25 protein-coding genes and 1 pseudogene are annotated in these 23,801 nt (G+C 66.7%); 8 read left to right on the top strand and 18 right to left on the bottom strand.

All coding sequences use genetic code 11. The annotated features are described in order from the left end of the window. Nucleotides 1–35: 35 nt before the first annotated feature. The 8 genes and pseudogenes from ABZ420_RS09250 to ABZ420_RS09215 all read right to left on the bottom strand — a co-directional run bounded on the left by ABZ420_RS09250 (nucleotide 36) and on the right by ABZ420_RS09215 (nucleotide 5,892). On the bottom strand, nucleotides 36–821 hold the full coding sequence (locus ABZ420_RS09250; RefSeq protein ID WP_357119318.1) for a zinc ABC transporter substrate-binding protein: 786 nt from the start codon (nucleotides 819–821) through the stop codon (nucleotides 36–38). Then, the gene (locus ABZ420_RS09245; protein ID WP_357119315.1) at nucleotides 818–1,660 is read right to left on the bottom strand and encodes a metal ABC transporter permease; all 843 of its coding nucleotides are present in this window, start codon (nucleotides 1,658–1,660) and stop codon (nucleotides 818–820) included. The genes ABZ420_RS09250 and ABZ420_RS09245 overlap by 4 nt, the downstream gene beginning before the upstream one ends. Further along, nucleotides 1,657–2,295, bottom strand: coding sequence for an ABC transporter ATP-binding protein (locus ABZ420_RS09240; protein ID WP_357119312.1), 639 nt, complete (start codon nucleotides 2,293–2,295; stop codon nucleotides 1,657–1,659). Before ABZ420_RS09240 ends, ABZ420_RS09245 begins: the two co-directional genes overlap by 4 nt. A gap of 125 nt (nucleotides 2,296–2,420) precedes the next feature. Continuing rightward, nucleotides 2,421–2,954: pseudogene (gene sigC, locus ABZ420_RS09235) on the bottom strand (RNA polymerase sigma factor SigC); the annotation flags it as partial. Between the two features lie 390 nt (nucleotides 2,955–3,344). Continuing rightward, nucleotides 3,345–3,788 carry a hypothetical protein gene (locus ABZ420_RS09230; protein ID WP_357119309.1) on the bottom strand — a complete coding sequence of 148 codons (444 nt, stop codon included), beginning with the start codon at nucleotides 3,786–3,788 and terminating at the stop codon, nucleotides 3,345–3,347. 238 nt (nucleotides 3,789–4,026) lie between these two features. Beyond that, nucleotides 4,027–4,689, bottom strand: a complete 663-nt coding sequence (locus tag ABZ420_RS09225) for a YcnI family protein (RefSeq protein ID WP_357119306.1) — start codon at nucleotides 4,687–4,689, stop codon at nucleotides 4,027–4,029. A 187-nt stretch (nucleotides 4,690–4,876) separates the two neighbouring features. Continuing rightward, on the bottom strand, nucleotides 4,877–5,512 hold the full coding sequence (locus ABZ420_RS09220) for a hypothetical protein (protein ID WP_357119303.1): 636 nt from the start codon (nucleotides 5,510–5,512) through the stop codon (nucleotides 4,877–4,879). Nucleotides 5,513–5,709: 197 nt separating this feature from the next. Next, nucleotides 5,710–5,892, bottom strand: coding sequence for a hypothetical protein (locus ABZ420_RS09215; protein WP_357119301.1), 183 nt, complete (start codon nucleotides 5,890–5,892; stop codon nucleotides 5,710–5,712). Between the two features lie 919 nt (nucleotides 5,893–6,811). On the opposite strand from ABZ420_RS09215, the gene ABZ420_RS09210 reads away from it, so the two are divergent. The 3 genes from ABZ420_RS09210 to ABZ420_RS09200 all read left to right on the top strand — a co-directional run bounded on the left by ABZ420_RS09210 (nucleotide 6,812) and on the right by ABZ420_RS09200 (nucleotide 8,362). Then, nucleotides 6,812–7,237 carry a hypothetical protein gene (locus ABZ420_RS09210; RefSeq protein WP_357119298.1) on the top strand — a complete coding sequence of 142 codons (426 nt, stop codon included), beginning with the start codon at nucleotides 6,812–6,814 and terminating at the stop codon, nucleotides 7,235–7,237. Nucleotides 7,238–7,434: 197 nt separating this feature from the next. Continuing rightward, on the top strand, nucleotides 7,435–7,950 hold the full coding sequence (locus ABZ420_RS09205; RefSeq protein ID WP_357119295.1) for a hypothetical protein: 516 nt from the start codon (nucleotides 7,435–7,437) through the stop codon (nucleotides 7,948–7,950). A gap of 73 nt (nucleotides 7,951–8,023) precedes the next feature. Continuing rightward, complete coding sequence (locus ABZ420_RS09200) at nucleotides 8,024–8,362, top strand: hypothetical protein (RefSeq protein WP_357119292.1); 339 nt, start codon at nucleotides 8,024–8,026, stop codon at nucleotides 8,360–8,362. 275 nt (nucleotides 8,363–8,637) lie between these two features. Here ABZ420_RS09200 and ABZ420_RS09195 read toward each other — a convergent pair whose 3' ends face one another. From ABZ420_RS09195 to ABZ420_RS09155, 9 genes are all read right to left on the bottom strand, one after another. Continuing rightward, nucleotides 8,638–9,312: a DUF6461 domain-containing protein gene (locus ABZ420_RS09195; RefSeq protein ID WP_357119290.1), complete on the bottom strand. Its 675-nt coding sequence runs from the start codon at nucleotides 9,310–9,312 to the stop codon at nucleotides 8,638–8,640. A 90-nt stretch (nucleotides 9,313–9,402) separates the two neighbouring features. Continuing rightward, complete coding sequence (locus ABZ420_RS09190) at nucleotides 9,403–10,353, bottom strand: ABC transporter substrate-binding protein (protein ID WP_357119288.1); 951 nt, start codon at nucleotides 10,351–10,353, stop codon at nucleotides 9,403–9,405. Between the two features lie 33 nt (nucleotides 10,354–10,386). Next, nucleotides 10,387–11,094 (bottom strand): class II aldolase/adducin family protein, encoded by a 708-nt coding sequence (locus ABZ420_RS09185; RefSeq protein ID WP_357119287.1) that lies wholly within the window; start codon nucleotides 11,092–11,094, stop codon nucleotides 10,387–10,389. A 12-nt stretch (nucleotides 11,095–11,106) separates the two neighbouring features. Continuing rightward, nucleotides 11,107–12,270 carry an LLM class flavin-dependent oxidoreductase gene (locus ABZ420_RS09180; protein WP_357119285.1) on the bottom strand — a complete coding sequence of 388 codons (1,164 nt, stop codon included), beginning with the start codon at nucleotides 12,268–12,270 and terminating at the stop codon, nucleotides 11,107–11,109. Next, complete coding sequence (locus ABZ420_RS09175) at nucleotides 12,267–13,397, bottom strand: LLM class flavin-dependent oxidoreductase (RefSeq protein ID WP_357119282.1); 1,131 nt, start codon at nucleotides 13,395–13,397, stop codon at nucleotides 12,267–12,269. Before ABZ420_RS09175 ends, ABZ420_RS09180 begins: the two co-directional genes overlap by 4 nt. Then, entirely contained in the window at nucleotides 13,394–14,443 is a 1,050-nt protein-coding gene (locus ABZ420_RS09170; RefSeq protein WP_357119279.1) for an ABC transporter substrate-binding protein, read from the bottom strand. Before ABZ420_RS09170 ends, ABZ420_RS09175 begins: the two co-directional genes overlap by 4 nt. Then, a complete protein-coding gene (locus ABZ420_RS09165) occupies nucleotides 14,444–15,199 on the bottom strand; it encodes an ATP-binding cassette domain-containing protein (RefSeq protein ID WP_357119277.1) in 756 nt (251 codons plus the stop codon). Continuing rightward, nucleotides 15,196–16,041, bottom strand: a complete 846-nt coding sequence (locus ABZ420_RS09160) for an ABC transporter permease subunit (RefSeq protein ID WP_357119274.1) — start codon at nucleotides 16,039–16,041, stop codon at nucleotides 15,196–15,198. Before ABZ420_RS09160 ends, ABZ420_RS09165 begins: the two co-directional genes overlap by 4 nt. A 1-nt stretch (nucleotide 16,042) precedes the next feature. Then, a complete protein-coding gene (locus ABZ420_RS09155) occupies nucleotides 16,043–17,086 on the bottom strand; it encodes an NrtA/SsuA/CpmA family ABC transporter substrate-binding protein (RefSeq protein ID WP_357119271.1) in 1,044 nt (347 codons plus the stop codon). A 284-nt stretch (nucleotides 17,087–17,370) separates the two neighbouring features. Between ABZ420_RS09155 and ABZ420_RS09150 the strand changes: the two genes are divergently transcribed. Further along, nucleotides 17,371–18,129, top strand: coding sequence for an IclR family transcriptional regulator (locus ABZ420_RS09150; protein ID WP_357119268.1), 759 nt, complete (start codon nucleotides 17,371–17,373; stop codon nucleotides 18,127–18,129). 89 nt (nucleotides 18,130–18,218) lie between these two features. After that, on the top strand, nucleotides 18,219–19,169 hold the full coding sequence (locus ABZ420_RS09145) for a TIGR03564 family F420-dependent LLM class oxidoreductase (RefSeq protein WP_357119265.1): 951 nt from the start codon (nucleotides 18,219–18,221) through the stop codon (nucleotides 19,167–19,169). Between the two features lie 168 nt (nucleotides 19,170–19,337). On the opposite strand, the gene ABZ420_RS09140 is transcribed toward ABZ420_RS09145, so the two are convergent. Beyond that, a complete protein-coding gene (locus ABZ420_RS09140; protein ID WP_357119262.1) occupies nucleotides 19,338–21,347 on the bottom strand; it encodes a polyprenyl synthetase family protein in 2,010 nt (669 codons plus the stop codon). A gap of 134 nt (nucleotides 21,348–21,481) precedes the next feature. Between ABZ420_RS09140 and ABZ420_RS09135 the strand changes: the two genes are divergently transcribed. The 3 genes from ABZ420_RS09135 to ABZ420_RS09125 all read left to right on the top strand — a co-directional run bounded on the left by ABZ420_RS09135 (nucleotide 21,482) and on the right by ABZ420_RS09125 (nucleotide 23,784). Beyond that, nucleotides 21,482–21,952 carry a hypothetical protein gene (locus ABZ420_RS09135; RefSeq protein ID WP_357119259.1) on the top strand — a complete coding sequence of 157 codons (471 nt, stop codon included), beginning with the start codon at nucleotides 21,482–21,484 and terminating at the stop codon, nucleotides 21,950–21,952. Nucleotides 21,953–22,054: 102 nt separating this feature from the next. Beyond that, entirely contained in the window at nucleotides 22,055–22,420 is a 366-nt protein-coding gene (locus ABZ420_RS09130; RefSeq protein WP_357119257.1) for an HPF/RaiA family ribosome-associated protein, read from the top strand. Between the two features lie 431 nt (nucleotides 22,421–22,851). Beyond that, nucleotides 22,852–23,784 carry an AfsR/SARP family transcriptional regulator gene (locus ABZ420_RS09125; protein ID WP_357119254.1) on the top strand — a complete coding sequence of 311 codons (933 nt, stop codon included), beginning with the start codon at nucleotides 22,852–22,854 and terminating at the stop codon, nucleotides 23,782–23,784. Nucleotides 23,785–23,801 lie beyond the last annotated feature (17 nt).

The raw sequence follows: 23,801 nt of genomic DNA, 5'->3' as shown, positions 1-23,801 counted from the left end.
TCCACGGCTGCCCCGCTTCCTCCCGGCCCGTTCTATCAGGCCACGGAGAACGCCTTCTTCAGCGTGGTCGCGGCATTCCGATAGACAGACAGCAGGTCCTCGCCCTGCTCGGGATAGTTCACAATCGACACCTGTGCGACACCCGAGTCCGGCAGCACGGTGCCGGTGGACATGTGCGCGTTGTCGAGCACGAACCGCGGCTTCTTCGCCGTCATTTCCGCCAGCTCACCGGGCGTGACGGCTTCAGGACCATAGGTGCCCACAATCTGCGCACCGGCCAGGTCGGCCGCCCACGTCGAGAACACCTGGGCGATGACGGTCGGCTGCTTCCCGCCCGGCCATGCCGAGCGAACGTCCCCGCTGAGCTTGTCGTACTCGCTGCTGAACGTCGCGGTCCACGCCCGCGCCGCCTCGGTGGTGCCGAAACGCCGGCCCAGCGCCTGCACTTGGGCTTTCACCTTGTCCGCGGAGTTGTCCAGATCGACTTCGATCAATTCGGCTCTCGATCCCGCAGCTTCCTTGATTTTGGCCGCGAACGGCTCGAACGGCGCGTAGAGCACGAAATCCGCCTCCGCCACCGCGGTCAGATCAGACGGCTTGGGATCGTAGTCCGGAGCATGACGAACCGATGGCGGAACGATGACTTTCACGTCCTCGGCGCCCGCCGCTTCGGCGAACGCCGCCTCCCAGGTCGTGGTCGCCACGACCACCGGATGAGCGTGGCCATGGTGGTCGTGTTGCTCGCCTCCAGAGCTGGAACAGCCGCCCAGCAACACGATTGCCGCGACCGCGCTCGTCGTCAGGCTCGAACCGGTGGTCAATGGTCGAAAGCGTGCCATGAGAGTGTTCTCCGTTCAGGAATCAGATGAGCCGCGAAAGCAACTGCGCCCGCGGTAAGGACCAGCACCGGCCCAGGAGGAAGGTCGAAGGCCAGCGCCAGAAGGAATCCGACGAGATTCACGGCAACGCCGATACCGACACTCCAGACGATGATCGAAATCAGCGAGCGGCCCAACCGCCGCGCAGCCAGCGCCGGCAGCAATGTGAGCGCATCCACGAGAAGCGCACCGGTCAGCCGGATCGCTCCGGCCACCGCAACCGCGATCAGCACCAGCAGAATCAGCGTGAGCCGCCCCACCGCCACACCGGAAACCAACGCCAGCTCGCGATCGTGCAACAGCAGCGCCAGATCACGTCTTCGCCACCAGAACAGCACCGGCACTACCACCGCGAGCACCGCCAACACGACGACGTCCTGGACCCGGACGGCGAGAATCGAACCCCACAGCAGCGAAAACGCCGCCGATGCGTTCACTCCGGCCATCGCCAGCACCAGCAACGCCGCCGCGACGGCCAGACTCATCAGCAACCCCATCGCACCGGAGAGCGTTTCCGGCGTGCGGGCTAAGGGACTGATCCCAGCCCCGGCGACCGCGCACGCGAGCAGGCCGCACAACGCCGGATCCCATCCGGTCAGCATGCCGACAGCAGCACCCAGCAGCGCGACGTGCATCATCGCGAACCGAACCGGGATGATGTCCAGTCCCACGATGGCGACGCCGACCACCGGCAGCCCGACCGAGCCCACCAACAGCGCCACACCGGCACGCTGCACCGACCCCATTCCGAGTAGATCGAACACCTGCGCGGGCCCGTTCACGACAATTCCCGCAGTCGGCCCGCGGCCATCTCCAGGACTCGGTCGCAACGTCGCGCCATGGCGCGGTCATGGGTGACCACGATGAGGGTGACAGGTAGCTCGGTAAGTACATCGGCGGCCTCTTCTTGGCCCGCGAAATCCAGTGCGGCCGTTGGTTCGTCGGCCAGAACGACGCTCGCACCGGCTGCCACGCACCCTGCCGCGCGGGCCAGGTGCATACGCTGCAGTTGCCCGCCCGAGAGCGTGTCGAGTGGTCGGCCGAGGAACTCGCCTACGCCCAGCCGCGTCGCCATCGCCTGTGCGTGCCCGGCGTCTCCGCTACTGGCCAAGAGCTCACCGGCCAGCAGCGGGAATCGGCCCGCCGCGGGCCGCTGGGGAATCCACCCGCACACCCGCCGCCGCCACAGGTAGTCCGCCGATGTGCGGCCACCGCGGCCTCCGACGGAGATCTCGCCCCGCACAGCCGTGTGCAGGCCGATCACCGCGCGCAGCAGCGTCGTCTTGCCGGAGCCGTTGGTGCCGGTCAATGCGACCCGTTGACCGGCCGGTATGTCTAGGTCGACAGCACTGACCACGTCGACACGTCCGTGCCGGCACGACACTCCCCGCAAGCGCAGGTTCAGCCCTGCCATCATCCCACCTCCTTTCGGGCCGTCACCCGCACGCCGACCGGTGTGCCCGGAAGTAGTCGCACCACCACGCCCATTGGTTCCGCGACATGATCACCGTCGTTGGCGGACCCATCGATTCCTCGCACCACCGAGACAAGGGTTTCGCGAGCGCGGGCCACCCGGGAACGGATCGTGCCGACCGGACAGCCCACCGTCTGCGCCGCCTCGGCGTAAGACATACCCAAGACTTGGGTCAAGACGAACGCCTCGCGCCGCTCTTGCGGCAGACTGCACAGCAGGTCGTTCAACGCCACCTCTTCGGCGAAATCCGGTGCACGCCGATCAGGGCGCTGCTCGAGAACTTGCGACCATTCCGGCACGTGAGTAGTCCTCGGACGGGCGGCGACATTGCGGAACCGATCCACCACCACGCGGCGAGCGATCGACAGCAGCCAGGTTCGTGCGGTCGAATTCCCGGCGAACCGCGGCAGACTGCCCATGGCCCGCAAGAACGTCTCCTGGGTCAGGTCGTCAGCGGATTGGACATCGGTCAGGTGCGCGACGAAACGCCATACATCGCGCTGCGTCGAATGGATGAACTGCTCCAGAGCTTTTCGGTTGCCTGCACCAGCCGACAACGCCAGCGCGGTCAGGAGTTCGTCGGACATCCGCGGCCTCCACATCGACGCGTCCGGCACATGGGAAGGCGCTCAGCGCTTCCAAGCGCTCGGGGAGAAGGACCGTCGCCGCGGCGGGCAGCCGACAGCAGAGAAAGAGAAAACATTTGCACGATTTCTGTTCACGACACCGCCATTCGGTGGTGCGGAGAGACCGGCAGCCGGACGCGTGGTGCGCACACCGGCACAGAGGACCGACTGCCGCTGGACGGGAAGCCGGGCGTGCTCACCGGCGTCGCGGCAGGCCCTGACGGCTTGCGCACGTGCTTCGATGACACGAACGACTGCGTTCGCCCCGGAATACCGGCACCGCAGAATCGCGCCGATCGACGATCAGTCGGACAGCGTCTGCCTCTGCGGCAGCACAAGACGCGGGGTGCCCCCGATGGCGAACTCTCAGAACCGAATCGCGGCCACCGGTGGGCCACGCCGCGCCATCACATGACGCAGTACACCCTCGTGAAAAGCCTCGATGTGATGGTCGACTTCCGGCACGGTTCGGGGCTCGCTGTCGACCGACGGATGCACCAGAACCAGAAGCAGAGGCGCCAGAATCCGTGTGTACAGCGCCGCCAGGATCGCGAAGAAGGCGACTTCCCCGCGCCACAACCACACAGCGCACACCAGCGCGGCCGTGGCGTGCGCGACGAACATCGTGACAGGATCGCCCTGCGAGCCAACGGTTTCAGTCGCAGCGCCGTGCACGGTCGACATCGACGCCATGCCGAACCACACGTGCAAGACCGCCTGCATCACCGCCAGTCCACCGCCGATAGCGAGCAAGCCACGCTGACGATCGGCCAGCGCCCACGCCATCGAACCCGTCGCGGCGAACGCCACGGTCAAAGCCGACGCCGACACACTGTGCCCCGCCGAAGCCACATGCCCTACAGCCGATAACAACACCGCGATCCCCGCGAACACGACCGCACGTGCCGCCCGCGCGTTCCGGGGCGCGCGCACAGTGTTCATAGCGCCGTCCATCATGACATTCACATGCCTGAACTGTCCCGGGGGGCTTCCATCACGGCCTCGCCGCAGCACCGGGGAGACCAATCTTGCAGCGGCCGAGCATGATCTAGGACCTGCGACGAGCCACTCCTATGCCGAGGGGCGCGAGCAGGCCCAATACGCCCAGCACGATGCCGATCCCGCCGAGCCGGCGAGCGGTCGTATCGCTCGACGAGCTCGGACTGGACGCCGCCGACTGGATGTCACCATGGTTGTCGACGCCATCGGACTGCTTGGCAGCCAACGTCAGCGCAGGAGCCGGACGCTCCGGCTCGGACCCGTCGCCGTCCGTCTTCTGGTCCCAGCGCACGACCTGACCGTCCGCATAGGTTCGCACGGCGGGGATCGTCACCGTCTCGGCATCCGGCAACCCGTTCGCGAGCACGGAGAACTGCCCGAACCGACTCGGCCCGATGCCACCCCCGGCATCAGCCGTCCAGGTGACGTTGGTGACGTTGCGTCCAGCATCTTTTCGCACTACAGCTTTCCATCCCGGCACAGCTTCGGTATCCGCCGCCGTCACCCCGGGAATCTGCACCGCAACTTCGACCGTGGGGCTACCGGTGCCCGACTCGTTCGGCACCCGGAAAACCAGGACCCCCGATCCGCCGCGAGACGCATCAGGCCCAGAGACAGTGATGTGCGCGAACGCTGGAGCGGCCGGCACAGTCGCCACGAAGGCCGCGGCAGCGCCTGCCGCCGCAGCACGCACCAACCTGGAACTGTTCATCGTCGAGACCTCTCCTTCACGGTGAGAAAACGAACGCAACAGATGCTCGCCGACGACGATATGCCACGGCTGAGCCAGAGCCTCGCATCTCCGGTGAGCGCCGTCGTGGCGACGAAGGCGCAGTGCGCCACGCTCGGGCGTCGTGGAGGGTCCGGCACCCGACCACGACTTCGGACCTATCGAATGCTCAGTGAGTGTCGTTCCAGAATTGGATGCCGGCTGCGATCAACGCCGGGACGCCCACGATGACGGTGCCCGCCACCGCGCCCATGCCTGCCAATGCCGCGCCGGTGATGAGGCAACCGCCGATCGCTGCCGGAACCGCGAGCAGACCGATCGAGACGACACCCCCGGTCGCTCCGCCGACGATGCCACCGGCGACGCATCCGATGCCGCCGCCGATCGCACTACCCAGCAGGCTGCCGACAGTCGCCGCTGCCATCATCGACATGCTGAAGTTGCCGAGGGCCGCGTTGTAATTCGGATGAGACAGTGCATCGATCTCCTGCGCCGTCGCCGCGCTGATCGGGCGCGCGTCGGCGGGATCGGTGCTCGGGGTCAGTGTGACGGTATCGCCGTCGAGCTGCGCTGCGATCGGCATCGCGCTGTCGCCGTGGACGTAGGTCAACGGAAGAGTCGCGACGGACGTGCCGCTGCGATCGATGAACTGCAGATGACCATCGTCGACGGTCAACGCCCCGGCATCCATGGTGAGCACAACCGATCGGTCGACCACGTTGGCCTGGAAGTGCACCTCCGGAGTCTCCTGCGTGGGATCCGCCGTGGCAGTTCCCGCCGAGATACACAAAGCCGAGATGGCCATGGCGGCCACCGCAGCACCGTTGCGAAACATCACTGTCGTCTCACTCCCGATTTCCTTGTGGCAGCGTGGATTCGCAGCCGTCAAAAGGTCGGAGAAGTTGTCGAACCAGTTCCTGATGTGACGCACAACACATGCCGGAAGTTCGCCTTGGCAAGTCCGACGCCCCTGCTGCCAAGCCAGTGGCTCGCAGCCACCTCCTACGATGCCGATCGCTCCCGGATTCGGACGCGGATCGCGTTCGACATGTTCGTCGACGAGTACTCCCGGAACGCCGAGTCCGATCCGGTCAGCTCGAAGAACCGGTACAACTCCACGCGGCTGATCTCCGGGAACTCCCGCAGTCCCGCCGACTCCTCGTCCGCGAATACCCGCGCCGCCACGAACCCCCACCTCCAGCGCACCGACCACCCCACCAAAGCCAGGTGGCAGTTCAGCTCCATCAGAGGCAAGTAGCCGGCCGCACTTGAACTCGTCTCATGCGTCCCACGGGGTGCAGGGTGGGCGTTTCGACACTGGTTCCGGCGCGTACCGATGACCGCGTGGACGGCGTTGTTGTGGAGTTGGATCTCGAGGCCGTCTCGTTGGGGCAGGCACGGGCCGCGGTGCGGCGCCCACTCGGGCATGCCAGTGGTATCGGCGTCGAGGACGCGTCCCGGCACTGGGAGCGTCGACGGGGTCTATCGAGTCTGTGGGGTCTGTGTTCGGTTGCCGCACTACACCACTGGTTTCAACGCCGACGGGCCCCGGCGCACTGTGCGCCGGGGCCCGGGATCGAGGGGGTTTGAATATCAATTCCAATCGCCGACCCGCAGAGCCGACGTCGAACACTGCGCCCGGCACTTCCCGGGCGCGCAAGGTGTAAGTACCTGCTTCAGCGACCACCTCCCGGATCGACGAACGAGACCTGCGGTATTTCGTCATCCCCTCCGGCGGCCCGGCCGACTGCACCGGGTTCTCTTCTCCGCCGGAGGGGACGGTAGTTCTTGCTTTCCGGGCAGTTCACCTGCCTGGCCAACCAGACTCTTCATCTCCAACGACAGCAACTGTATACTTGGCTTCACAGGATGTCTACATCAGAGAGTGCAGTATTTTCGCTGCGGTACGGTGTTCTTCACGCCGGGAAAATAGTAGTGTTCAACGCCTTGACGGCAGGCAGCGGACGAATCGACTACCTACCGTTGCTGTCTCGTCTTCACCGTCCATGACCAGAGACAGATCGCGAAGCGCGAGCACCATCGAGAATCGATCGTTTACGGCATTGTCTGGTCTGCGGCCGCGGATTCTGGAGGATGCTCTGGGTTGCCCGGCAGCAGCATGCTGGGCCGGATCGGGGGTGCGGTCGGTGTGGCCGATCAGCGCGCCGCCTCCGCCGCCGTCCGCTCCGTGGTCTCGCGTCTCACCAACCACCCCAAAGCCCCACATCCCGCCAACCCTGGACCGGCGCGGCGGCGGGGCACGATCGAACTGGCGGCCTTCGCCCTGATCGTGGCCGCGGTGCTCGTGCTCGTGGTCGTCGGCAACGCCAGCGCCACCATCCTCACCGCCGCCACCGGCTTCGTCATTCGGCACCTTCCGGGCTTTCCGGGCACGCCGTTGACCACCCGACCCGACACGGCCCAGCAGGAAGGGAGTGCGTCTCTCAGTGTCGAGGAATCGTTCGGTTCTCGACATTCCTCGGGTTTTCATCCGTTCGAGGTGATCCATGTCCCGGGCAGGCGCTCATAGCCTGTGTTTGCGTATGGAGGAGATATGGGGAGCCACGGTGCGGGACTGCCGCAGGCGGTGACCGTTCGACCGGCTCAGCCCGACACGGCTCGAGGAGTTCGCGTGCTCTGGCCGGGTTCGTGTCGTCGATGGCAAGGCCAGTGCACGATCTTGTTGGAGGGGCAATGACCAGGACCGATTCACAGAACTTCACCACCTTGCTCGACACCATCGCCCAGCGCCGCAGCGCCGGCGACGGCACCGTTTCGGCGGAGTCCTCCATTCACATCCCCGAGGTCGCGGCGGCGGATGTTCCGCAGGAGGTCGAAGACGCCCTTCAACCCGCCGAGACCGGGATGCTGGACCAGCTCAGATACACCGGCGCCACCGCGGCCTCGGATGCTCAGCGTGTCCTCGCCGGTGACATCTCCGCCGATGAGTTCGACGACCTGATCAGTCAACTGATGGACAGCGCCGAAACCCAGTTCCATCAGCTGCAGGATTCGACCGTGGCAAAGCTCAAAAGCCTCGGCCAGCAGCACCCCGACTGGCAGCGGACGATCCTCTCCGCGTTCAACGCGGTCAGCGACCTTCTTACCCAGGTGCTGGGCAAAGAATTCGGCTTCCTCGAATCGCTGACATCGAACACGCCCCAGCAGGCAGGTCAGGTGATCGGATTCTTCAGCGACCTGGCGCGCCACCTCGAGGACGCGTGGAGCCAGATCCTGGAGTGATACCGGCAGCTCGGCGTGGGCTCGAGTGTGCCTGGGCGGGTTCGCGCCACCACTTCCTTCGAAGGAGGAGGCAATGACCAAAGCGGAACAACAGCTCGAGGTGAAGCAGGAGGCTCTGTCGGAAGCATCGAAGTCGGCCGAACGTACCTCGGTCGGCTGGTACAAGCTGCACAACGATTTGGACGTCCCCGTCGAGGTTGTGCGAGCAGCCGGCCCCAGCGGGACCCGCCTGGGGGTGGTCTCCGTAGCCGCCGGCACCACCAGCGAGCAGTTCGATGACGGAAGCACCATCTATTGCTTGCTGGGGAACAGCACCCACCAGATATACGACTGCTCCTCCGGCACCATCTGGTACCACTTCAGCGGGGATCTGCGAGGCAACCAGGTGAACAACCTCAGTTGGTTCCAGTAGCCGTGAGCCAGGGGTCCCGGACTGGCCGGGACCCCTGGTGCGGTTAGGTCGTCAGCGGGCGCCCTGACCGGCCTGGACCTGGGCGACTGGCCCGGCACCCTCGCGATCACCGACTCCACCGGCGGCTCGCTCACCGTCCCTGCGCGGCAGGGCACCCGCTCCGCGCTGGTCGCCTGGCTGGCACCTCGATGACGAGGACCGAAGGTTGATCGCGGCGAGGCGCCGTGGCTACACCGGAAGCCGAAGCTCAGCGCGCGCGTTGAGTGACTCGGCAGCTACCGCGAGGCCGGGGGCAGGAGCCGGCCGCTGAGGACGGGACGTTCGTTGAGGTCATCCAGAGGCACCCCGACGCCCAGGTTCTCTGCAAGCCTGTAGAACATTCCGCGAGACCCCAAGGGGCCGTATTCGTCTTCTTCGGGTCGGGCGCCGAGCGCCTGCATCTCGGTGTCGAAGCGGTGCGGGTCACTGCCTGTCCGTTTGAAGATGTCCGTGGTGTCGAGTCCGGTGATGAGGCGGCCGTCCTCGGCGTACTGGAACACCACTCCCGGTTTCCCGCCGGCGTACAGCCCCAATGCCGCGGTTCCGATCGAGGCGCGCAGCACCAGTCCTCGGTCTTCGATGCATTTCCAACTACCGTGCTCCCACGCCCAGGCCCAGCTTCGGTAATGCCCTGCGCTGACCACATATCCGTCGGATGCGTAGAGAAGGCCGCCCAGCTCGTAGTGGAAGTCATCCGGCTCGCGCACCGCCACGGTGTTCTGGTCGACGCCCATCCGCTCCAATAGCTCCTGGGCGTTGATCTGACGCGCGAAGGTGAGGCTGAGCAGCGGCAGATCCCTGCCGTACATCCACCCAAGGCCACCGGTCATGGTGTTCACGCCGCCCCCAGTTCGTTGATCGCGATCAAGGTCGGCAACACAGTCCATGATCGTGAACCCAGGCGTCGTCATCAGCTGAAGCAGTCACAGCGGTGACACTGCCATGAGCCACCGACATCCATGGCCGTCCGACCGCTCACTCGAGCGGCCGGACGGCGTTTGTCAGTTGGCGGTCACCGGTTCGCGGCTCGCGAGGACGAAATCGCCGATCGAGGCGTCGACCGCATCGCGCACGCGAATCGTCTGGGGCAGTAGCCCGTTCGCAGCGAGCAAGTCCGCGGCGTGCTGCTGCTCGTCGAGGAATTCCTCGGTGACCGGGCCGATGCCGAACGGACGACCGCGCAGCGCCGCCTCCCATGCATCCAAGTCGGCGTTGCCACCCCGGGCAACGATGTCGTCGACGAAGTACTGGGCGGCCGCGCGCGGGTTCTGCGCGATCCACGCATCGGATTCCTGCAGCGCGGCAATGATCGCCCCGAGGGCTTCGCGATTGTTCTCGGCGAAGTCGCGGCGGGTGAACCACAGCGAAGGATGGCTGAACAGCGACTCGGTGTCGATCAGCGTCCGCAGTTCGGTCGCGGCCTCCACGGCGGTCAACCCGGGGTAAGCGCCGACCCAGGCATCGAGGTCGCCGGCTATCAGTGCGGCGCCACCGTCGTGCACGTCGGTGTCGACCGGTTCGATGTCGGCCCAGCCCAATCCGGCCTTCTCCAACGCGAACAGCAGCAGGGTGGTCTGCCAGGAGCCGTGGGCGATGCCGACGCGCTTGCCCTTCAAATCGGCGACCGATTCGATGCCGCTGTCGGCCTTGGTGACCAGGCGCCCGTTCTCGATGCGCGGACCGGAGATGCCGACGTAGACGATGTCGCGGCCACGGGCCAGGGCGGTGACCGGCGGGGTGAAGCCGGTGCCGATGAAGTCGTAGCCGGGATCGGTGAACAAGAAGTCCGAATGCAGTGATGGCAGTTGGGTTTTCACATCCACGCGCTGCGGCTGTGGCAGGGCGCGCAGGTCCACCCATTCCACATCGGACAGGGTGCGCTCGAGGATGCCGCGGTGGCGCAGGACGAACAGGGAGTTGTTGTGCGGGAAGTAGCCGACGCGAACGGTCATGGAGAGGCTCCTGGGGATGCTCGGAAGTGATGGTCAGATCAGGCCGCGGCGGCGGGCTTCGTCGGCGAGGCCGGTGCGGCCCCACTGGACGGCCAGGTTGGATTTGTCGAAATCGACTGACCCGCCGAGTGTTTCGGCGATGGCCTGATACTGGGCGCCTTCCTCGAGCAGCACCACCAGCTTGGCCAGCTCCAGCAGTCCGGCGCGGCCGATGACGTTGGCGCCACCGTTGGCTTCGAAAATGGCGATCAGGTCGGGGTCCCGCGTGAGCTGGTCGAGGATGAAATCCCCGGCGCCGACGCTGCGGTCGATATGCGGCGGAATCCGGCGCGACAGGGTCAATCGCTGCACCGCGGCGTAGCGGATGGGGAATACGCGGTGGGTCTGGGCCCAACCGCCCAGCCACGGGCTGTGCACGTGCACCACGGAGGTGATCTCCGGGTGCGCGCGGAACACCTTGGCGTAGCCGGTGACGAACCCGGCGGATCCGGCGCCCGAGAGCACGTCTCCGTTGAAGCCGGCCACTACCGGCACGACGGTGCGGTCGTCGGCCCACGGGCCCGGTTCGTTGAGGGCGACGGCGATCTCGGTACCCGGTACGCGTTCGACGAAATTGATCGTGCCGTTGCCGGTGACGGTGCCGGTCTCACGCAGCACTCGGAACGCCTTCTCCGCGTCGCGGGTCGCGGCCACGACGAAGGCCTGCACATTCTCGTCGAGCCGGATCTCGGTGGTTGTCATGGCTTCTCCTGGTCAGGCGTGGGTGAGCACGGGAGTGGTCGGGGTGGTCGGACGGGTGCGTCCCAACAGCGGCAGAACTTCCTCACCGACCCGGTAGGCCTCTTCCAGATGCGGGTTACCGGCCAGAATGAAGGCGTCGACACCGAGATCGATCAATTCGTCGAGGCGTTGGGCGACTTGTTCGTAGCTGCCGACCAGACCGAAGGCGGGCCCGCCGCGAATCAGGCTGAACCCGCACCAGACGTTGGGCTGCACTTCCAGATCGCGGTATCCGGTGATGGTCTCGGGCACCCAGCCTTTGATGCGGGCCGCACCGACCGAATCACCTCGAGCGGCGCGGTTGGCAGCGTCGCGATCGACGAAGGCCCAGCCTTTGCGGATCTCGGCCCAGGCCGCTTCCTCGGTGTGACGGGCCACGATGTCGATGCGGACCGCGAATTTCGGGGTCCGTCCGATCGTTTCGGCGTGTGCGCGCACCCCGTCGAACTTGGCGCGCAGATCGGCGTAGGGCTCGAGCCAGGACAGGTAGTAGTCGGCGTGACGGCCGGCGGCCTGCACTGCCGCACCGGAGGACCCGGAGAAGTAGACCTCCGGGAACGGTTGCCCGGCCAGGCCCGGCGGCAGGGCGGCGGCGTCGGTGCGGAAGAACCGGCCTTCGTGGGTGAAGGGCTGTCCATCCCACACTCCGCGCAGTACGTCGAGGAATTCGCTGGTCCGCGCGTAGCGGTCGTCGTGGGAGACTTTGTCGCCCCACCATAATTGGGCCGGACCACCGCCTCCGCTGATGACGTTGTAGACCAGCCGTCCGCCGGTGGCGCGTTGCAGGCTGGCCGACATGCGCGCTGCCTGAACCGGATGCAGGAACCCGGGCTGGAAGGCGACCATGAACCGATAGGTGGTGGTCTCGCGGGCCAGCGCAGCGGCAAAGGCCCACGGGTCCTCGGTCACTGGGAACGAGGGCAACAGGCCGCCGAGGAACCCGGCCGATTCACTGGCTTTCGCGACGGCGGCGACGTGGTCGATGTAGCTGTAGCCATCGAGTGCTCCCCCGCGCACGGCGGGGGCGATATTGCCAGGGCCGTATCCGTTGGCATGGCCGCGGTTGTAGCGGCGCGGGGTGCGCAGGGAGGCGTGGTCGCCTTCCATGCCGATGCGCCAATAGATGTCGATGCTCATGCCGTGGTCTCCTGCAGGATGCGGCCGGTCGGATCGGCCAGGAACAGCAAATGCTCACCGGCGCGGTGCACTTCCTCGATGTGCGGGTGCCCGGTCAACACAATGCTGTCGAAACCGGCGGCCTCGTAGACCTGCAACTGATGGGCGACACGCTCGTAGCTGCCGACCAGGCCGACCGCCTGCGGATAGCCGAGCTCGGCGAACCCGGCCCAGCGCGCACCGTCGAGACTCAGCGATCGCGCGCCGGGACCGTCGGGATGTACTTCGCGCCATTGGCGTTCCGCGCGCGCCCACGCCTCGTCCTCGGTTTCCCGGGCGATCACCGGCAGCTCCAGCCCGGCGCGCACACGGCGCCCGGTCTCGGCGGTGCGCTCTCGCAGCCGCGCCAGCGCCGCGGCCGGACCGTCGGTGGATTCGGTGAACAGGTGCACATCGCCGTGGCGGGCCGAAAGATTCAGTGCCGGTTCCGAAGTGCCCGACAGGTACACCGTCGGGAACGGCAACCCGGACAGGATGCCACGGAAGCCGCCGTCGATCACGTCGTAGTATTCGCCCGCGAAATCGAACCCGGTGCCTTGGAACCCGGCGCCGGGCACCGGGTCGGCATTCCACACTCCGCGCGCCACGGTCAGGAACTCTGCTGCCCGCGCGTACCGGGCGTCCCCGCTGACGCGGTCACCGCGGGCACGCGCATCCTCGGCGCTGGTGTCCACGGCCAGCCGCCAGCCCAGCCGTCCCGCGGACAGCCGTTGCAGGGTGGCCGAGACCTTCGCCCCGTACACCGGAGTGCCGAAAGCAGACTGGAATTCGACGATTACGCGCGCGTGGCGGGTGGCGCGCAACGCACCGCCGGCCACGATCCACGATTCCTCGCCCAGCGGGTCGTACGGCACGAACACACCATCGAGGCCCGCCAGCTCGGCGGCGTCGATCACCTGATGCAGATCATCGAAAGGCCCGTAGTGCCCAGGGCGTACATCGGTCGGCTCCCGGTCATCCGGGCGCGCACCGAAGCGCCCAGCGGCCGGCGTCGGGGCGGAGTCACCGAATCCACCGCGGTGACGCAACTGCGGGCGCGCCCGGCGCCCGTCACCATGGCTCGGCAGCCGCCACAGATATTCGGTCATGCCGCGACCTGCCCGGTGGCGACCAGCTCCCGCGCCCGCGCCAGTGGCTCGTGGGCTACCCAGGAGTCGAGGTCGAAATCGGCGGCCAGGAAACCGTGGGTGTAGAGGAACTGCTTCTGCACCCCGAGCAGCTCCAGGCGTTCGGGATCCAGCGACGGATGCAGACCACGATGGAACTCGGTGCCGTAGGCGGCCACGACTCCCTCTGGTCCGGATAGCGTTTCGCGTTGCAGCACCTCACGCACACCGTCGAGATTGTCGGCCGCCCAGTCCGCGGCCCGCAGGCTCTGAGCCAGGAACCCGATCACGGCTTCCGGGTTGGTGTCGAGCAGATCCTGATGCACCGTAATCGGGCGCGGGGTGCCGTTGTTGACGCGCAGACGCTTGGTGTCGGTGGCGTCCAAGTCCACCGCCACCCGCAGCCCGTGCTGCGCGGCGACTTCCTGAGCGCGGGCACCCTTGACGTAGATGGCGTCCACCTCACCGCGCAGCAACTCGTCGGCGCCCCAGGTGATGGACCGGGCACGCTGCTGCACCTCCGTGCGCACCTGCGGATTCCGCTCCACACCCAGTTCCACGACCCGCACATCGGCGAGGGTGAGACCACCCAGGCGCAAGGCGCTGGTGAACCCGTGCAGGGCCATTGCTCGCGGGAAGCTGCGCGCCTGATCCTGCGCCCAGGCCGGGACGCCGATCCGTAGCCCCGCAAGTTCGGCCGGTGAACTCACCGGCGACTGCGGGCCGACCAGAATGGCCTGCGCTTCGTCGATCCAGGTCAGCCCGATCAGCCGGGTCGGTGAGCCCTGAGCGCGCGCGGCCAGCGCGGGCACGTTGCCGCCTTCACGCACCAAACCCTCGAGAGTGTGGTCGAAGTGGCGGGCGGCCAGCTCCGGGCCTGCATCCTGCAGGACACCGAAGTCCAGGCCGTGGGTACGCGCGGTCTCGCCCAGCCAGCCCAGACTGTGGGCCAGCCCGCTGGCGGTCGGCACCGGGCAGCGGGTGTACCAGAAGGTGCCGGCGGGATCAGGCTGTGCTGTGGTGGTCATCTATGCTCCTGAGTTCTTCGAGGGCGCGGCGCCGACGCCTAGTTCGGCGAGGAAGGCCGCGCGATAGCGCAGCGCGGCGGGGTCGTTGCCGTCGCGCGGATAAGCCAGGTCGATCTCGGTGTCCACCGCGAAGCGACCGCGATCGAGAATGAGCACGCGGTCGGCCAGGCGCACCGCCTCGTCCACGTCATGGGTCACCATGAGGACCGCGGGGTGATGGCGGGTCACCAACTCCCCCACCAAGTCCTGCATCTGCAACCGGGTCAGCGCGTCCAGCGCGGCGAACGGCTCGTCCAGCAACAGCAGTTCGGGTTCGCGCACCAGCGCCCGCGCCAGCGCCGCACGCTGGGCTTCACCACCGGACAGGGTCGCAGGCCACTGCCGGGCCTTACCGTCCAGACGCACCTCGGCCAGCGCCCGCAGGCCCGCCTCCCGGGTCTGCTTCGAACGGCCTTGCCCGACCGTCACATTGGCCAGCACCCGCTTGGACGGGATCAGCCGCGGCTCCTGATAGACGGTGGTGCGCACCGCTGGCACCAGCACCTGCCCTGCGTCAGGGGTTTCCAGGCCGGTGAGCAGGCGCAGCAGGGTGGTCTTGCCGGTGCCGCTCGGACCGAGCAGGACCACGAACTGGCCGCGGCGAATGGTCAGATCCACCCCGTCGAGGACGATCTTGTCACCGAAGGCCTTGCGCAGCGCGGTGATCCGCACGGCGACCGGCGCGGCGGCACGCGACAACTCTTCGACGGCGGTCATCGGATTGCCACCTGCCGCCGCCAGGGCATCGCATATCGTTCGGCCAGCCGCACCACGGCGTCGAAGATCAAGCCCAGCGCCGCATACAGCACCACGCACAGCACCATGTAGTCGGTGCGGTTGTACTCCTGCGCCAACGTGACCAGATAGCCCACACCCTCGCTGGTACCGACCTGTTCGGCGGCGATGAGACCGGTGATGCTGATGGACAAGCACACCCGCAGCGCCATCAGGATGCCCGGCAGCGCCGAGGGCAGGATCACTTCGAGCACCAGCCGCGTTCCGCTCAAACCGAATCCACGCGCAGCCTCGACCACTTTGCGGTCCACATTGCGCACGCCCAGGTAGGTGTACGCGTACATGGGCGCGACGGTGGCCACCGCGATGAGTGCCACCTTGTACAGCTCGTCGATGCCGAACCAGGCGATGAACAAGGGCACCAGCGCCAGGAACGGCACCGCGCGCACGATCTGCATTGTGGAGTCCACCAATTCCTCGCCGAGGCTGGACAATCCGGCGATCAGGCCGAGCAGTAACCCGACACCGACGCCCAGTCCGACACCGAACGCGGCGCGGCTGAAGGAGGCCACCGCGAAGGCGACCAGCTGACCACTGCCCAGCAGTTCGGTGAACGCCGACCAGACCTTGGGCGGTCCGGCCAGCACCTGCGGCGAGAGCGCACCGGTGGCCGAGCCGATCCACCAGGCGGCGACGATCAACGCGGGCAGGAGGAAACGCAGCGGTACCGACAGCCATGCGGGCCTGGACTTCTCGATTCGGGTCCGCGGCGGAGCGAGCGTGCCGAGATCTTCCTCGGCGGCGGGGACCGTGAGCACAGCCATGTCAGCGGCCCGCCTTCAGCGCGGCTAATTGCTCAGGAGTGAGCTTTGCCTTCAGGTCGTAGAAGATGTCGGAGGCAGTGATCTTGCGTGTGATCACACCGTTGTCGGCGAACAGATTCACCACATCGGCCAGATCGGCGGCATCGGAATCGATCGGCAGCCGCGGCACGGTCGTCTCCGCTCCGACCCGCAAAGCGTCGGACAGGCGGGCACCACTGAGCGCGCGCGGACCGGTCTGCTCGAACACGTTCTCGAACCCGGCGGGATTGTCGTGCTGCTGAGCGGCCAGGCTCTGCAGCACTTCGAGGTACTTGGCCGCGACCTCGGGCCGCTTGTCGAGGATCTCGGTGCGGAAGACCACCACCGAGTTGTCCTTCGAGCCGATGCTTTGTTCGGTCGCGATCTCCACGCCGCCGTTGGCCTTGGCCTCCTGATACGGCACCAGGAACGACGCCCACGCATCGACCTTGCCGGTCGCGAACGCCGAGGCCGCATCCTTCTGCTGCAACGGCACTCGCGTCACCTTGTCGGCCGGGATACCGGCCTGCGCCAGCGCCTTGAGCACGATGTATTCGCCTTTACCCGCCGGATTGACCGCGATCCGCTTGCCGACCAGATCCGCGACGGAGTGAATGCCGGAATCCTTGCCTGCGATGATGCCGCTCTGATCCTTGCCCGCCGGGTCCTGCACCGCGACGATGCGCACGGCCACATCCTTGGACAGCGCACCGACCACCGGACTGAACGCGGCGCCGGAGACGTCGAGTTCCTTGGTGTTGAACAGCTTCAGCATGGAGCTGAATCCCGGTGTGGTGGTGACCCATTCGACCTTCGCGCCCAGCGGCGCGAGCGCCTTGTCGAAAGTGCCGTCACGCTTGGCCACTGCCAGCGGACCGGAGTTGCCAGGGTCGGCCACCTTCAGCACCAGCTCCGCCTGCGGGCCCGCCTCGGTGGCGGTTCCCGAGCCACACGCCGCCACCAGAGCAACGACGGGGGCGAGCGCGAGCGCGAGACGCCGACGGCTTGGCCTGCGCGTGCGGAACATCGTGAAGCACCTCTTCCGAATCAGGGATCGAAGCCGATCCATGAGCAGCGACAGTAGGGGTGCCAGCCGCGGCGTTGGGAGGTAATCCTTTCCGAGGATCGGAAGGATTGACACGTACACATGGAAGCGTTATTGGGTACCCATTTTCGGCCGCCCGGGCGAAAGTCCAGCTGTTTAGCCTCTTTTTGCTCATCGTGAGCAGAACCTGGATCACGCCACGCTTTCCAGATGCCGGAAAGAGCTGCCGCTGCGTGGCACCGTCGCGCCGTGTTAGCGTCCCCGGTGTGGAAGCTTCCGGAGTGCAGACCGTCGCCCGTGCCCTGTCTGTGCTGGACTGCTTCCGCGGCGGCGAGGAACGCGGCGTGTCCGAGATCGCCCGCAGGCAGGGCCTGGCGGTCAGTACCACCCACCGGCTACTGAGCGCCCTCGTGCAGGCCGGATTCCTCGACAAGGACGAAACCTCGAGCCGCTACCGCATGGGCGGCGCCCTGGCCGAATACGGCCAGATCGCCTACCGCCAGCACCGCATCTACCTCGCCGAACCCAGCCTCGAACAGCTCGCCACCACCACCGGCGCCAGCGCCTCGGTCGCCATCCGCCACAGCATCCACGCCGTACTGCTCGGCACCAGCCGCTGGCGCGACAGCGACGGCCACCGCCTCATGGGCGTTCGACTTCCCCTACACGCCAGCGCCCTGGGCAAAGCCTTGCTCGCCTGGTCCGACACCCCCGACGACTTCCTGGCCACCCTGCCCTACGACGAAGGCACCGCCCGCTCGGTCTCCACCCCCGCCGAACTGCGAGAAGAACTCACCCGCACCCGATCCCGCGGCTACGCCTACAACGACGAAGAACTCGACCCCGGCTTCCGCACCATCGGTCTGCCCATCCTCACCCCCACCGGCGACGCCCGCTTCGCCCTCGGCCTGCGCGGCCCCGCCACCCTCATGATCCCCGAACGCCTCCCGTTCCTCGTCGAGCTGGCCAAGGTGACCGCCGCCGAGATCGCCGCCCGCTTCGCCGCCGATCGAACCGGCGAGTGACACCCGAACATTGCGAAACCCCTTGTGATCAAGCTGAGTTCATCTCTTCGTTCGGGAACAGGCGCGCACGCGCACCAGTTGCCCCTGGCATGACTATCGGAATTGCGCTCGCTGCCTCGAATTCGGGCAACTACGTCGACCAGATCGTGGCGCAGGCCCGCTCGGTCGCCGAGCTGGGTATCGGGTCGGTGTGGTTCGGACAGCGGATGGACTACGACTCCCCCGCCCTCGCCGCCATCGTGGGCCGGGAGGTGCCGGGCATACAGGTCGGCACCTCGGCCATCCCCGTGGTCGGGCGCCATCCGCTGCTGGTGTCCTCGCAGGCGCAGACCGCCCAAGCCGCGACGCACGGGCGCTACCATCTGGGTCTGGCCGTCGGTTCGACGCTGGCCGCCGGTGCGTTCGGCACAGCCTTCGATCGGCCCATTGCCCGCTTACGCGAGTTCCTCACCGCGCTGCGGGAATTGCTCGACACGGGCACCGCCGACTTCCACGGCGAACTGTTGACGGTCACACCCCCGCTGCCGACCGCGGTTCCCGGAGCAGAACCACGGGTCCCGGTGTTGGTGGCCGCGATGGGCCCGCAGGCACTACGCGTCACCGGCGAACTCGCCGACGGCACCCTGCCGTATCTGGCGGGCCCGAAGACCCTGAGCGAGCACATCGTGCCGGTGATCACGCAGACATCGCAAACCGCACCCCGCATTGTCGCCTTCGTCCCCGCAGTCGTCACCTCCGATATCGAGGGCACCCGCGCGACGGCGCTGCAACAGCTGGCGTTCTACGAGCAGGTGCCGTCCTATCGCCGGGTCATCGAACTCGAAGGTGCCACGCGGGCGGCGGAACTGGCGCTCATCGGCGACGAGGAGACCATCGCCGCCGGAATCCAGCGCTACTACGACGCGGGCGCCACCGAGGTCGTGCTGACCACCACGGATCTGGCCGGTCCGAACGATCAGCACCGCACCTGGGCGCTGGCCGGGGCACTCGCGGCCGACCGGGCCGGCTCCTCTGCGGCGGCTGCCCTGCCCGCGGTTTGATGCGGTTGTTTTAGCCGTAGTCGCTCCATCCAGTTCCAGGCGTCGACGCTTACTTATGCGGCCTGGTCGAAGGCTCGTTGGCATATCTAGTCGTCGAGCAACTGATCGATATCGGCGCCAGCTGCCGGTCGAGGCGTCGAACCTGGCATCCCGGACCGGCTGCGAGGCTTACGACGCGGTCTGAGCTGGTTCGGCGGCCGGATGGTAGATCTCACGGCGTAAGCGCTCCAGGTCCGGCGCCGCGGAATCGAAGGTTTGCGTGTACCGATCGGTTTGATTCACCCAGAGCCCCCCGCTCGTGATGTTCGTGTACATCTCGGCGTAGTCCTTCCCCTGACCGGACAGGCCGGGAAGCACGCGGAGCAGCGCGGGGATGTAGCGGATCACCGTCTCGAGTTGGGTGCGTTGCTCGGCCAGCCGGCGCTGCACCTGCTCGACGGCTTCGTCACGGGTGCAGCCGGTCTCGTGACGGACCGCGCGGACCAAATTGTAGGGGACTTGGTCGGCCTCGTCCCGATCCAGCCCCGCCAGGTCGTTCTCCACGAAGACCACAAAGAACAGCAGTTCTTCGAGACGGCGGATCACCGGGTGGTTGCGCAGCATCGACGGCACCTCACGGTCCTGGTAGACCTCCAGGCAGGCGATGGCGGTTTCGAACCCGCTGGTCGACTTCCGCAGCGGCAGGTAGTCGGCCGTGGCGGGGATGTGTCCGTTGATGCGATGGTGCGCTTCGCGTTCGGAGGCTTCGAACCACTCCTCGAGGTTGTCGAGGAACCGCTGCTGCCAGCGGGTGCCGCGGCCCTCGCGCAGGCGCGGCCACAAACTCGCCCACGCCGTCGGGATCGCCCCAGGCCGCGACGGCGCCTGCGGGTCCTGGCGCAGCATGGCCACCAGGCCACGCCGCAGCGCGGTGACGGCTTCGGGATCGGTCAGCTGCGGATCCTCGAACAGGTCGTCCCACACAAGGGCCAGCGTGAACATGCCGGCGAAGGTCTGTTCACGGGCCGCGTCCGCTGCCGGGACCCAGGTGTGTGCGGGGATCCGGAGCCCTCCCGTCCACCGGTGATAATCGGCCTCGGTCGGCGTGAGGGCCAAGCCGGTGTCCACCAGCCAGCTCCGCAACCATGACGCGGCCTGCGCAGAGACCACCTCACTGTGGGTCTGGGGTGGCTGCGTCGAGGGCCGGGAGACCGTGGGACCAGGAGTTCGCCGATCGAGTATGGACCGGGCGTAGGCGGTCATCGCGTGGCGGGCGCGGGGGTCGACGGGCAGGGCGGCGAGCTGACCGGCAGCCTGGTCCATGAATTCCTCGGCTCGCGCCAGGGCCTCGTCCACGGCGCCCGAGGCGACGACGAGTTCGCGGGCGCGTGCGGCTTGCTCACCGGTCATTCTGCCGCGCAGCAGGCGGGCAAGGCCCCGGTCACGGGCAGCGGCGCGGATCACGGGAAGTGTGTAGATGCCCTCGGGCAGATCCGCGTTGACAGGTTTGCCCATTTCCTCGGCGGTCGAGGTCAAATCGGAAATGTCGTCATACAACTGGTAGGCCATCCCGAACTGGCGACCGAACACCGCCAACGCCTCTTCTTGATCCTCGGGGCGGCCGGCTTGCATCGCGCCCACCCGGCAGGCCAGCGACAGCAGCGCCGCCGTTTTGCCGTCTATCGACTCCAGGTAGGACTGCTCGCTGCGGGAGCTCACGTACTGGTCGGCGGCCTCGAGCACCATGCCCGCGCACATCTGCGCACTCGCGGTCGATCCCGCGAGCCCTTCGCGCCGGCCGAGTTCGATCAGTACGCGCCCGCCCTCGGTCGTCACGGAGTCTCCAGCCAGTACGGCCATGTGCGGTCCCCACACCGCGTTGGCGCTGGCACGACCGCGGCGCTGGTAGGCGTGATCGATCACGTCATCGTGATACAGCGAGCCCAGATGCAGCAACTCCACGGCGGCGGCGGCGCGCACCGCCCGGTCGTCGGCCGGGCTCGCGGGATCGGTGAGCAGATAATACGACAGCAACGTCAAGGTGGGGCGGACCATGCGGCGGGAAGTTTCAGGCCCTTCGTCGGTGAGTGCGGTCAACTCCGGCCTGCCCTCGAACCGCACGGGTCCGAGAACGTCACGGACGCGGTCGAGGTCCGCCTCCAGGTGCGGGAAGACAGCAGAATCTATTTCACGTGGCACGCGGGTACTCCTGACTGGCTACATCGGTCATCCACAAATACCGTCGATCAAGGTCAATTCGACACCACCATCACGCGGAAGATGTTGGTATCGGCCAATTTCGACGTTCACTGCAACGGTGGTGACGACCATCCATGAGTGCCGTCGGCGACGAACGGCAAGCTGTCATCGACCTCGCGCTCTACGATCTCGACCGAGACAACTGTCTTGTCCGGCTGCGCACACGAGGCGGCGGGTTCTACTGGCAACTCCTATCTCCGCGGCTGAAGCATGCCGAACGACGCGGAGGCCAGAGCGCCATCTTCCTCATCAGAGCGGCGCTCTTCGCAATTGCCAACCTCATGATCCTCCTGAGCCAGGAATCATTTCTCATGATGATCGCGGTATTCACAGTCGCCGCCGCGGCTCGTCGCGCTCACCGGCCGCTGGAAGCGACGAGTCTTGACCGGCAGGAGGTCCCCGGCCGGGTGTCCAGGGAGGCGCCGCCTGCGGACCCGGGCGGCGCCCAGGCCCTCATGGGTGCCTTGAAACTCCGGGGCATCGCTTTCGCCGAAAGTTGGGCGACCCGGACCGCTCAGTTCGATGATCCTCGGGGATTACGGTGAATAACGGGTATAGACGATGCAAGCTGCGGCGGCGGAGTCGACGACGAACATCATCCGCTTCCGTCCGAGGAACAGTTACCACCCAGCGGAATGGATACGCACATGCAGATTCAGGTCAACACCGACAGCAACATCGACAGCGGCGAAAAGCTGATCCGGCACGTCGAGGAGGAGATTGCGTCGACGCTCGAGCGTTTCAGTGACCAGATCACCAGCGTGGAAGCCCACCTGAGTGACCAGAACGCGGGCAAAGGCGGACCGGATGACAAGCGATGCGTGCTGCAGGCGCGTCCGACCGGTCAGCAGCCGGTCGCGGTGACCCACAACGCCGCGACGATCGATGACGCGTGCCGGGGCGCGGCCGAGAGCATGGCGCATCTGCTCGCCAGCCGGTTCGGCCGGTTGCACGAGACAAAGGGTGGCGACTCCATCAGGCACCCGCACAAGAATCCCCCGCACACGAACTGAGTCGGCAGCACCTGGTTGCTCGGTGAGGCCGGCCGCCGCGATCGGTACACCGTCGACAGCGACGCAGCCGCGTTGGAAACCGAATCGAATCTCACCCGCGACGCCTGCGTACTGTTCGATACGCAGGCGGTCGTCTCCCGAGTAGCACTGTGTGGATGCCGGGGTTGGAGGCGGCGTCGGTGAAGTACGAGCGCACCGCCTCCGTCACGGTGAATCGGCCTGACCCCACCCACCTGCGGTGGTGGGCGAAGATAGACCAACGCGCTCTTCGACATCCTATGAATTCGACACCTCCATGGCCTCGCTAATCGCGAGCGAATCTCCTTGCAACACAGGTAAATTCGAGTGAGTACCGCGTGGAGTTAACTCCGATATTACTCAGGATTAATGGAGTCGAGACGAATTCATCGCTACTGTTGACGGTACCTACAATGCGGTGGGACTCGATAATCTCACGTAGGCCGGGGGAAAAGTCGCCCGTAGGAGAGTTCCCAGTGAAATATCCAGTGTGCGCTCGTGTTCTAGGTCCATTGACGCTCGCTCTCAACAATCACAACGCGACGCCGACTGCACAGAAGCAGCGGCAGTTGCTGGCACTACTTTTGATCAGGCACGACACCGTTGTGCCAGTGACGACGCTGATCGAAGAACTATGGAACGACGATCCACCGCGCAGCGCGGTGACAGTCGTGCAGACATACGTGCTCGGAATTCGCAAGAAGATGGCCGTTCAGCTCGGCGTCGGGCAGGCCGAGGTAGCCGAGCGCTTCCTCCGCACCCGCAACAAGGGCTATTCCTTCGACGTCGAGGACTGCGTGTTCGATCTGCGCGACTACCAGTCCATGTCCGCCGCCGCCAGGTGCGCGGCGAAGGCTGGGGACGACGAGCGCGCGGTGGACCTGTTCAGCGCGGCGGAGGCATTGTGGAGCGGTCCAGCCCTGGTCGACGTGGAGGGCGGTATCCCGCTCGCGGCCGAGATCTCGCACCTGGACCAACTGCGGCTTACCGACATCGAGCTGCGCGTGGAGGCGGAGTTGCGGCTGGGTAGGCACCGCGAGGCGTGTGCCGACCTGGCGCGGCTGACCATGCAGCATCCGCTGCACGAGCGGCTGCAAGCGTATTACATGTTCGCCCTGTGCCGCTCGGGACAGCGCGCCCGCGCGCTGGCTTCCTATCAGCAGTTCAGCCGGTCCATGCAGCATGAGTTGGGGCTCGACCCCTGCCAGAAGCTACAGAAGCTGCACCGGGACATCCTGGCCGCCTCCGACGGCTCGGTGAGCGCGATGCTCAACAGCCGCCACGCCGGCTATCTGATCGGGTGGTACTCCCCCGAGTTCCGCACCGCCTCCGCCGAGACCGCCTGATTCGGGGCGAACGCTCG

This window comes from Nocardia sp. NPDC005745, assembly GCF_040630775.1.
GTDB lineage: Bacteria > Actinomycetota > Actinomycetes > Mycobacteriales > Mycobacteriaceae > Nocardia.
The sequence above is the reverse complement of the archived record's forward strand: the minus strand, read 5'-3'. Positions and strand labels throughout refer to the sequence as shown.

Excerpts from the sequence above, each read along its gene's own strand:
- ABZ420_RS09180 (WP_357119285.1), bottom strand. The coding sequence starts at position 12,270 with ATGAGCATCGACATCTATTGGCGCATCGGCATGGAAGGCGACCACGCC.
- ABZ420_RS09160 (WP_357119274.1), bottom strand. The coding sequence starts at position 16,041 with ATGGCTGTGCTCACGGTCCCCGCCGCCGAGGAAGATCTCGGCACGCTC.
- ABZ420_RS09135 (WP_357119259.1), top strand. The coding sequence starts at position 21,482 with ATGAGTGCCGTCGGCGACGAACGGCAAGCTGTCATCGACCTCGCGCTC.
- ABZ420_RS09240 (WP_357119312.1), bottom strand. The coding sequence starts at position 2,295 with ATGATGGCAGGGCTGAACCTGCGCTTGCGGGGAGTGTCGTGCCGGCAC.
- ABZ420_RS09170 (WP_357119279.1), bottom strand. The coding sequence starts at position 14,443 with ATGACCACCACAGCACAGCCTGATCCCGCCGGCACCTTCTGGTACACC.
- ABZ420_RS09155 (WP_357119271.1), bottom strand. The coding sequence starts at position 17,086 with ATGTTCCGCACGCGCAGGCCAAGCCGTCGGCGTCTCGCGCTCGCGCTC.
- ABZ420_RS09185 (WP_357119287.1), bottom strand. The coding sequence starts at position 11,094 with ATGACAACCACCGAGATCCGGCTCGACGAGAATGTGCAGGCCTTCGTC.
- ABZ420_RS09225 (WP_357119306.1), bottom strand. The coding sequence starts at position 4,689 with ATGAACAGTTCCAGGTTGGTGCGTGCTGCGGCGGCAGGCGCTGCCGCG.
- ABZ420_RS09190 (WP_357119288.1), bottom strand. The coding sequence starts at position 10,353 with ATGACCGTTCGCGTCGGCTACTTCCCGCACAACAACTCCCTGTTCGTC.
- ABZ420_RS09175 (WP_357119282.1), bottom strand. The coding sequence starts at position 13,397 with ATGACCGAATATCTGTGGCGGCTGCCGAGCCATGGTGACGGGCGCCGG.
- ABZ420_RS09165 (WP_357119277.1), bottom strand. The coding sequence starts at position 15,199 with ATGACCGCCGTCGAAGAGTTGTCGCGTGCCGCCGCGCCGGTCGCCGTG.
- ABZ420_RS09195 (WP_357119290.1), bottom strand. The coding sequence starts at position 9,312 with ATGACGACGCCTGGGTTCACGATCATGGACTGTGTTGCCGACCTTGAT.
- ABZ420_RS09125 (WP_357119254.1), top strand. The coding sequence starts at position 22,852 with ATGCGGTGGGACTCGATAATCTCACGTAGGCCGGGGGAAAAGTCGCCC.
- ABZ420_RS09200 (WP_357119292.1), top strand. The coding sequence starts at position 8,024 with ATGACCAAAGCGGAACAACAGCTCGAGGTGAAGCAGGAGGCTCTGTCG.
- ABZ420_RS09220 (WP_357119303.1), bottom strand. The coding sequence starts at position 5,512 with ATGGCCATCTCGGCTTTGTGTATCTCGGCGGGAACTGCCACGGCGGAT.
- ABZ420_RS09130 (WP_357119257.1), top strand. The coding sequence starts at position 22,055 with ATGCAGATTCAGGTCAACACCGACAGCAACATCGACAGCGGCGAAAAG.
- ABZ420_RS09145 (WP_357119265.1), top strand. The coding sequence starts at position 18,219 with ATGACTATCGGAATTGCGCTCGCTGCCTCGAATTCGGGCAACTACGTC.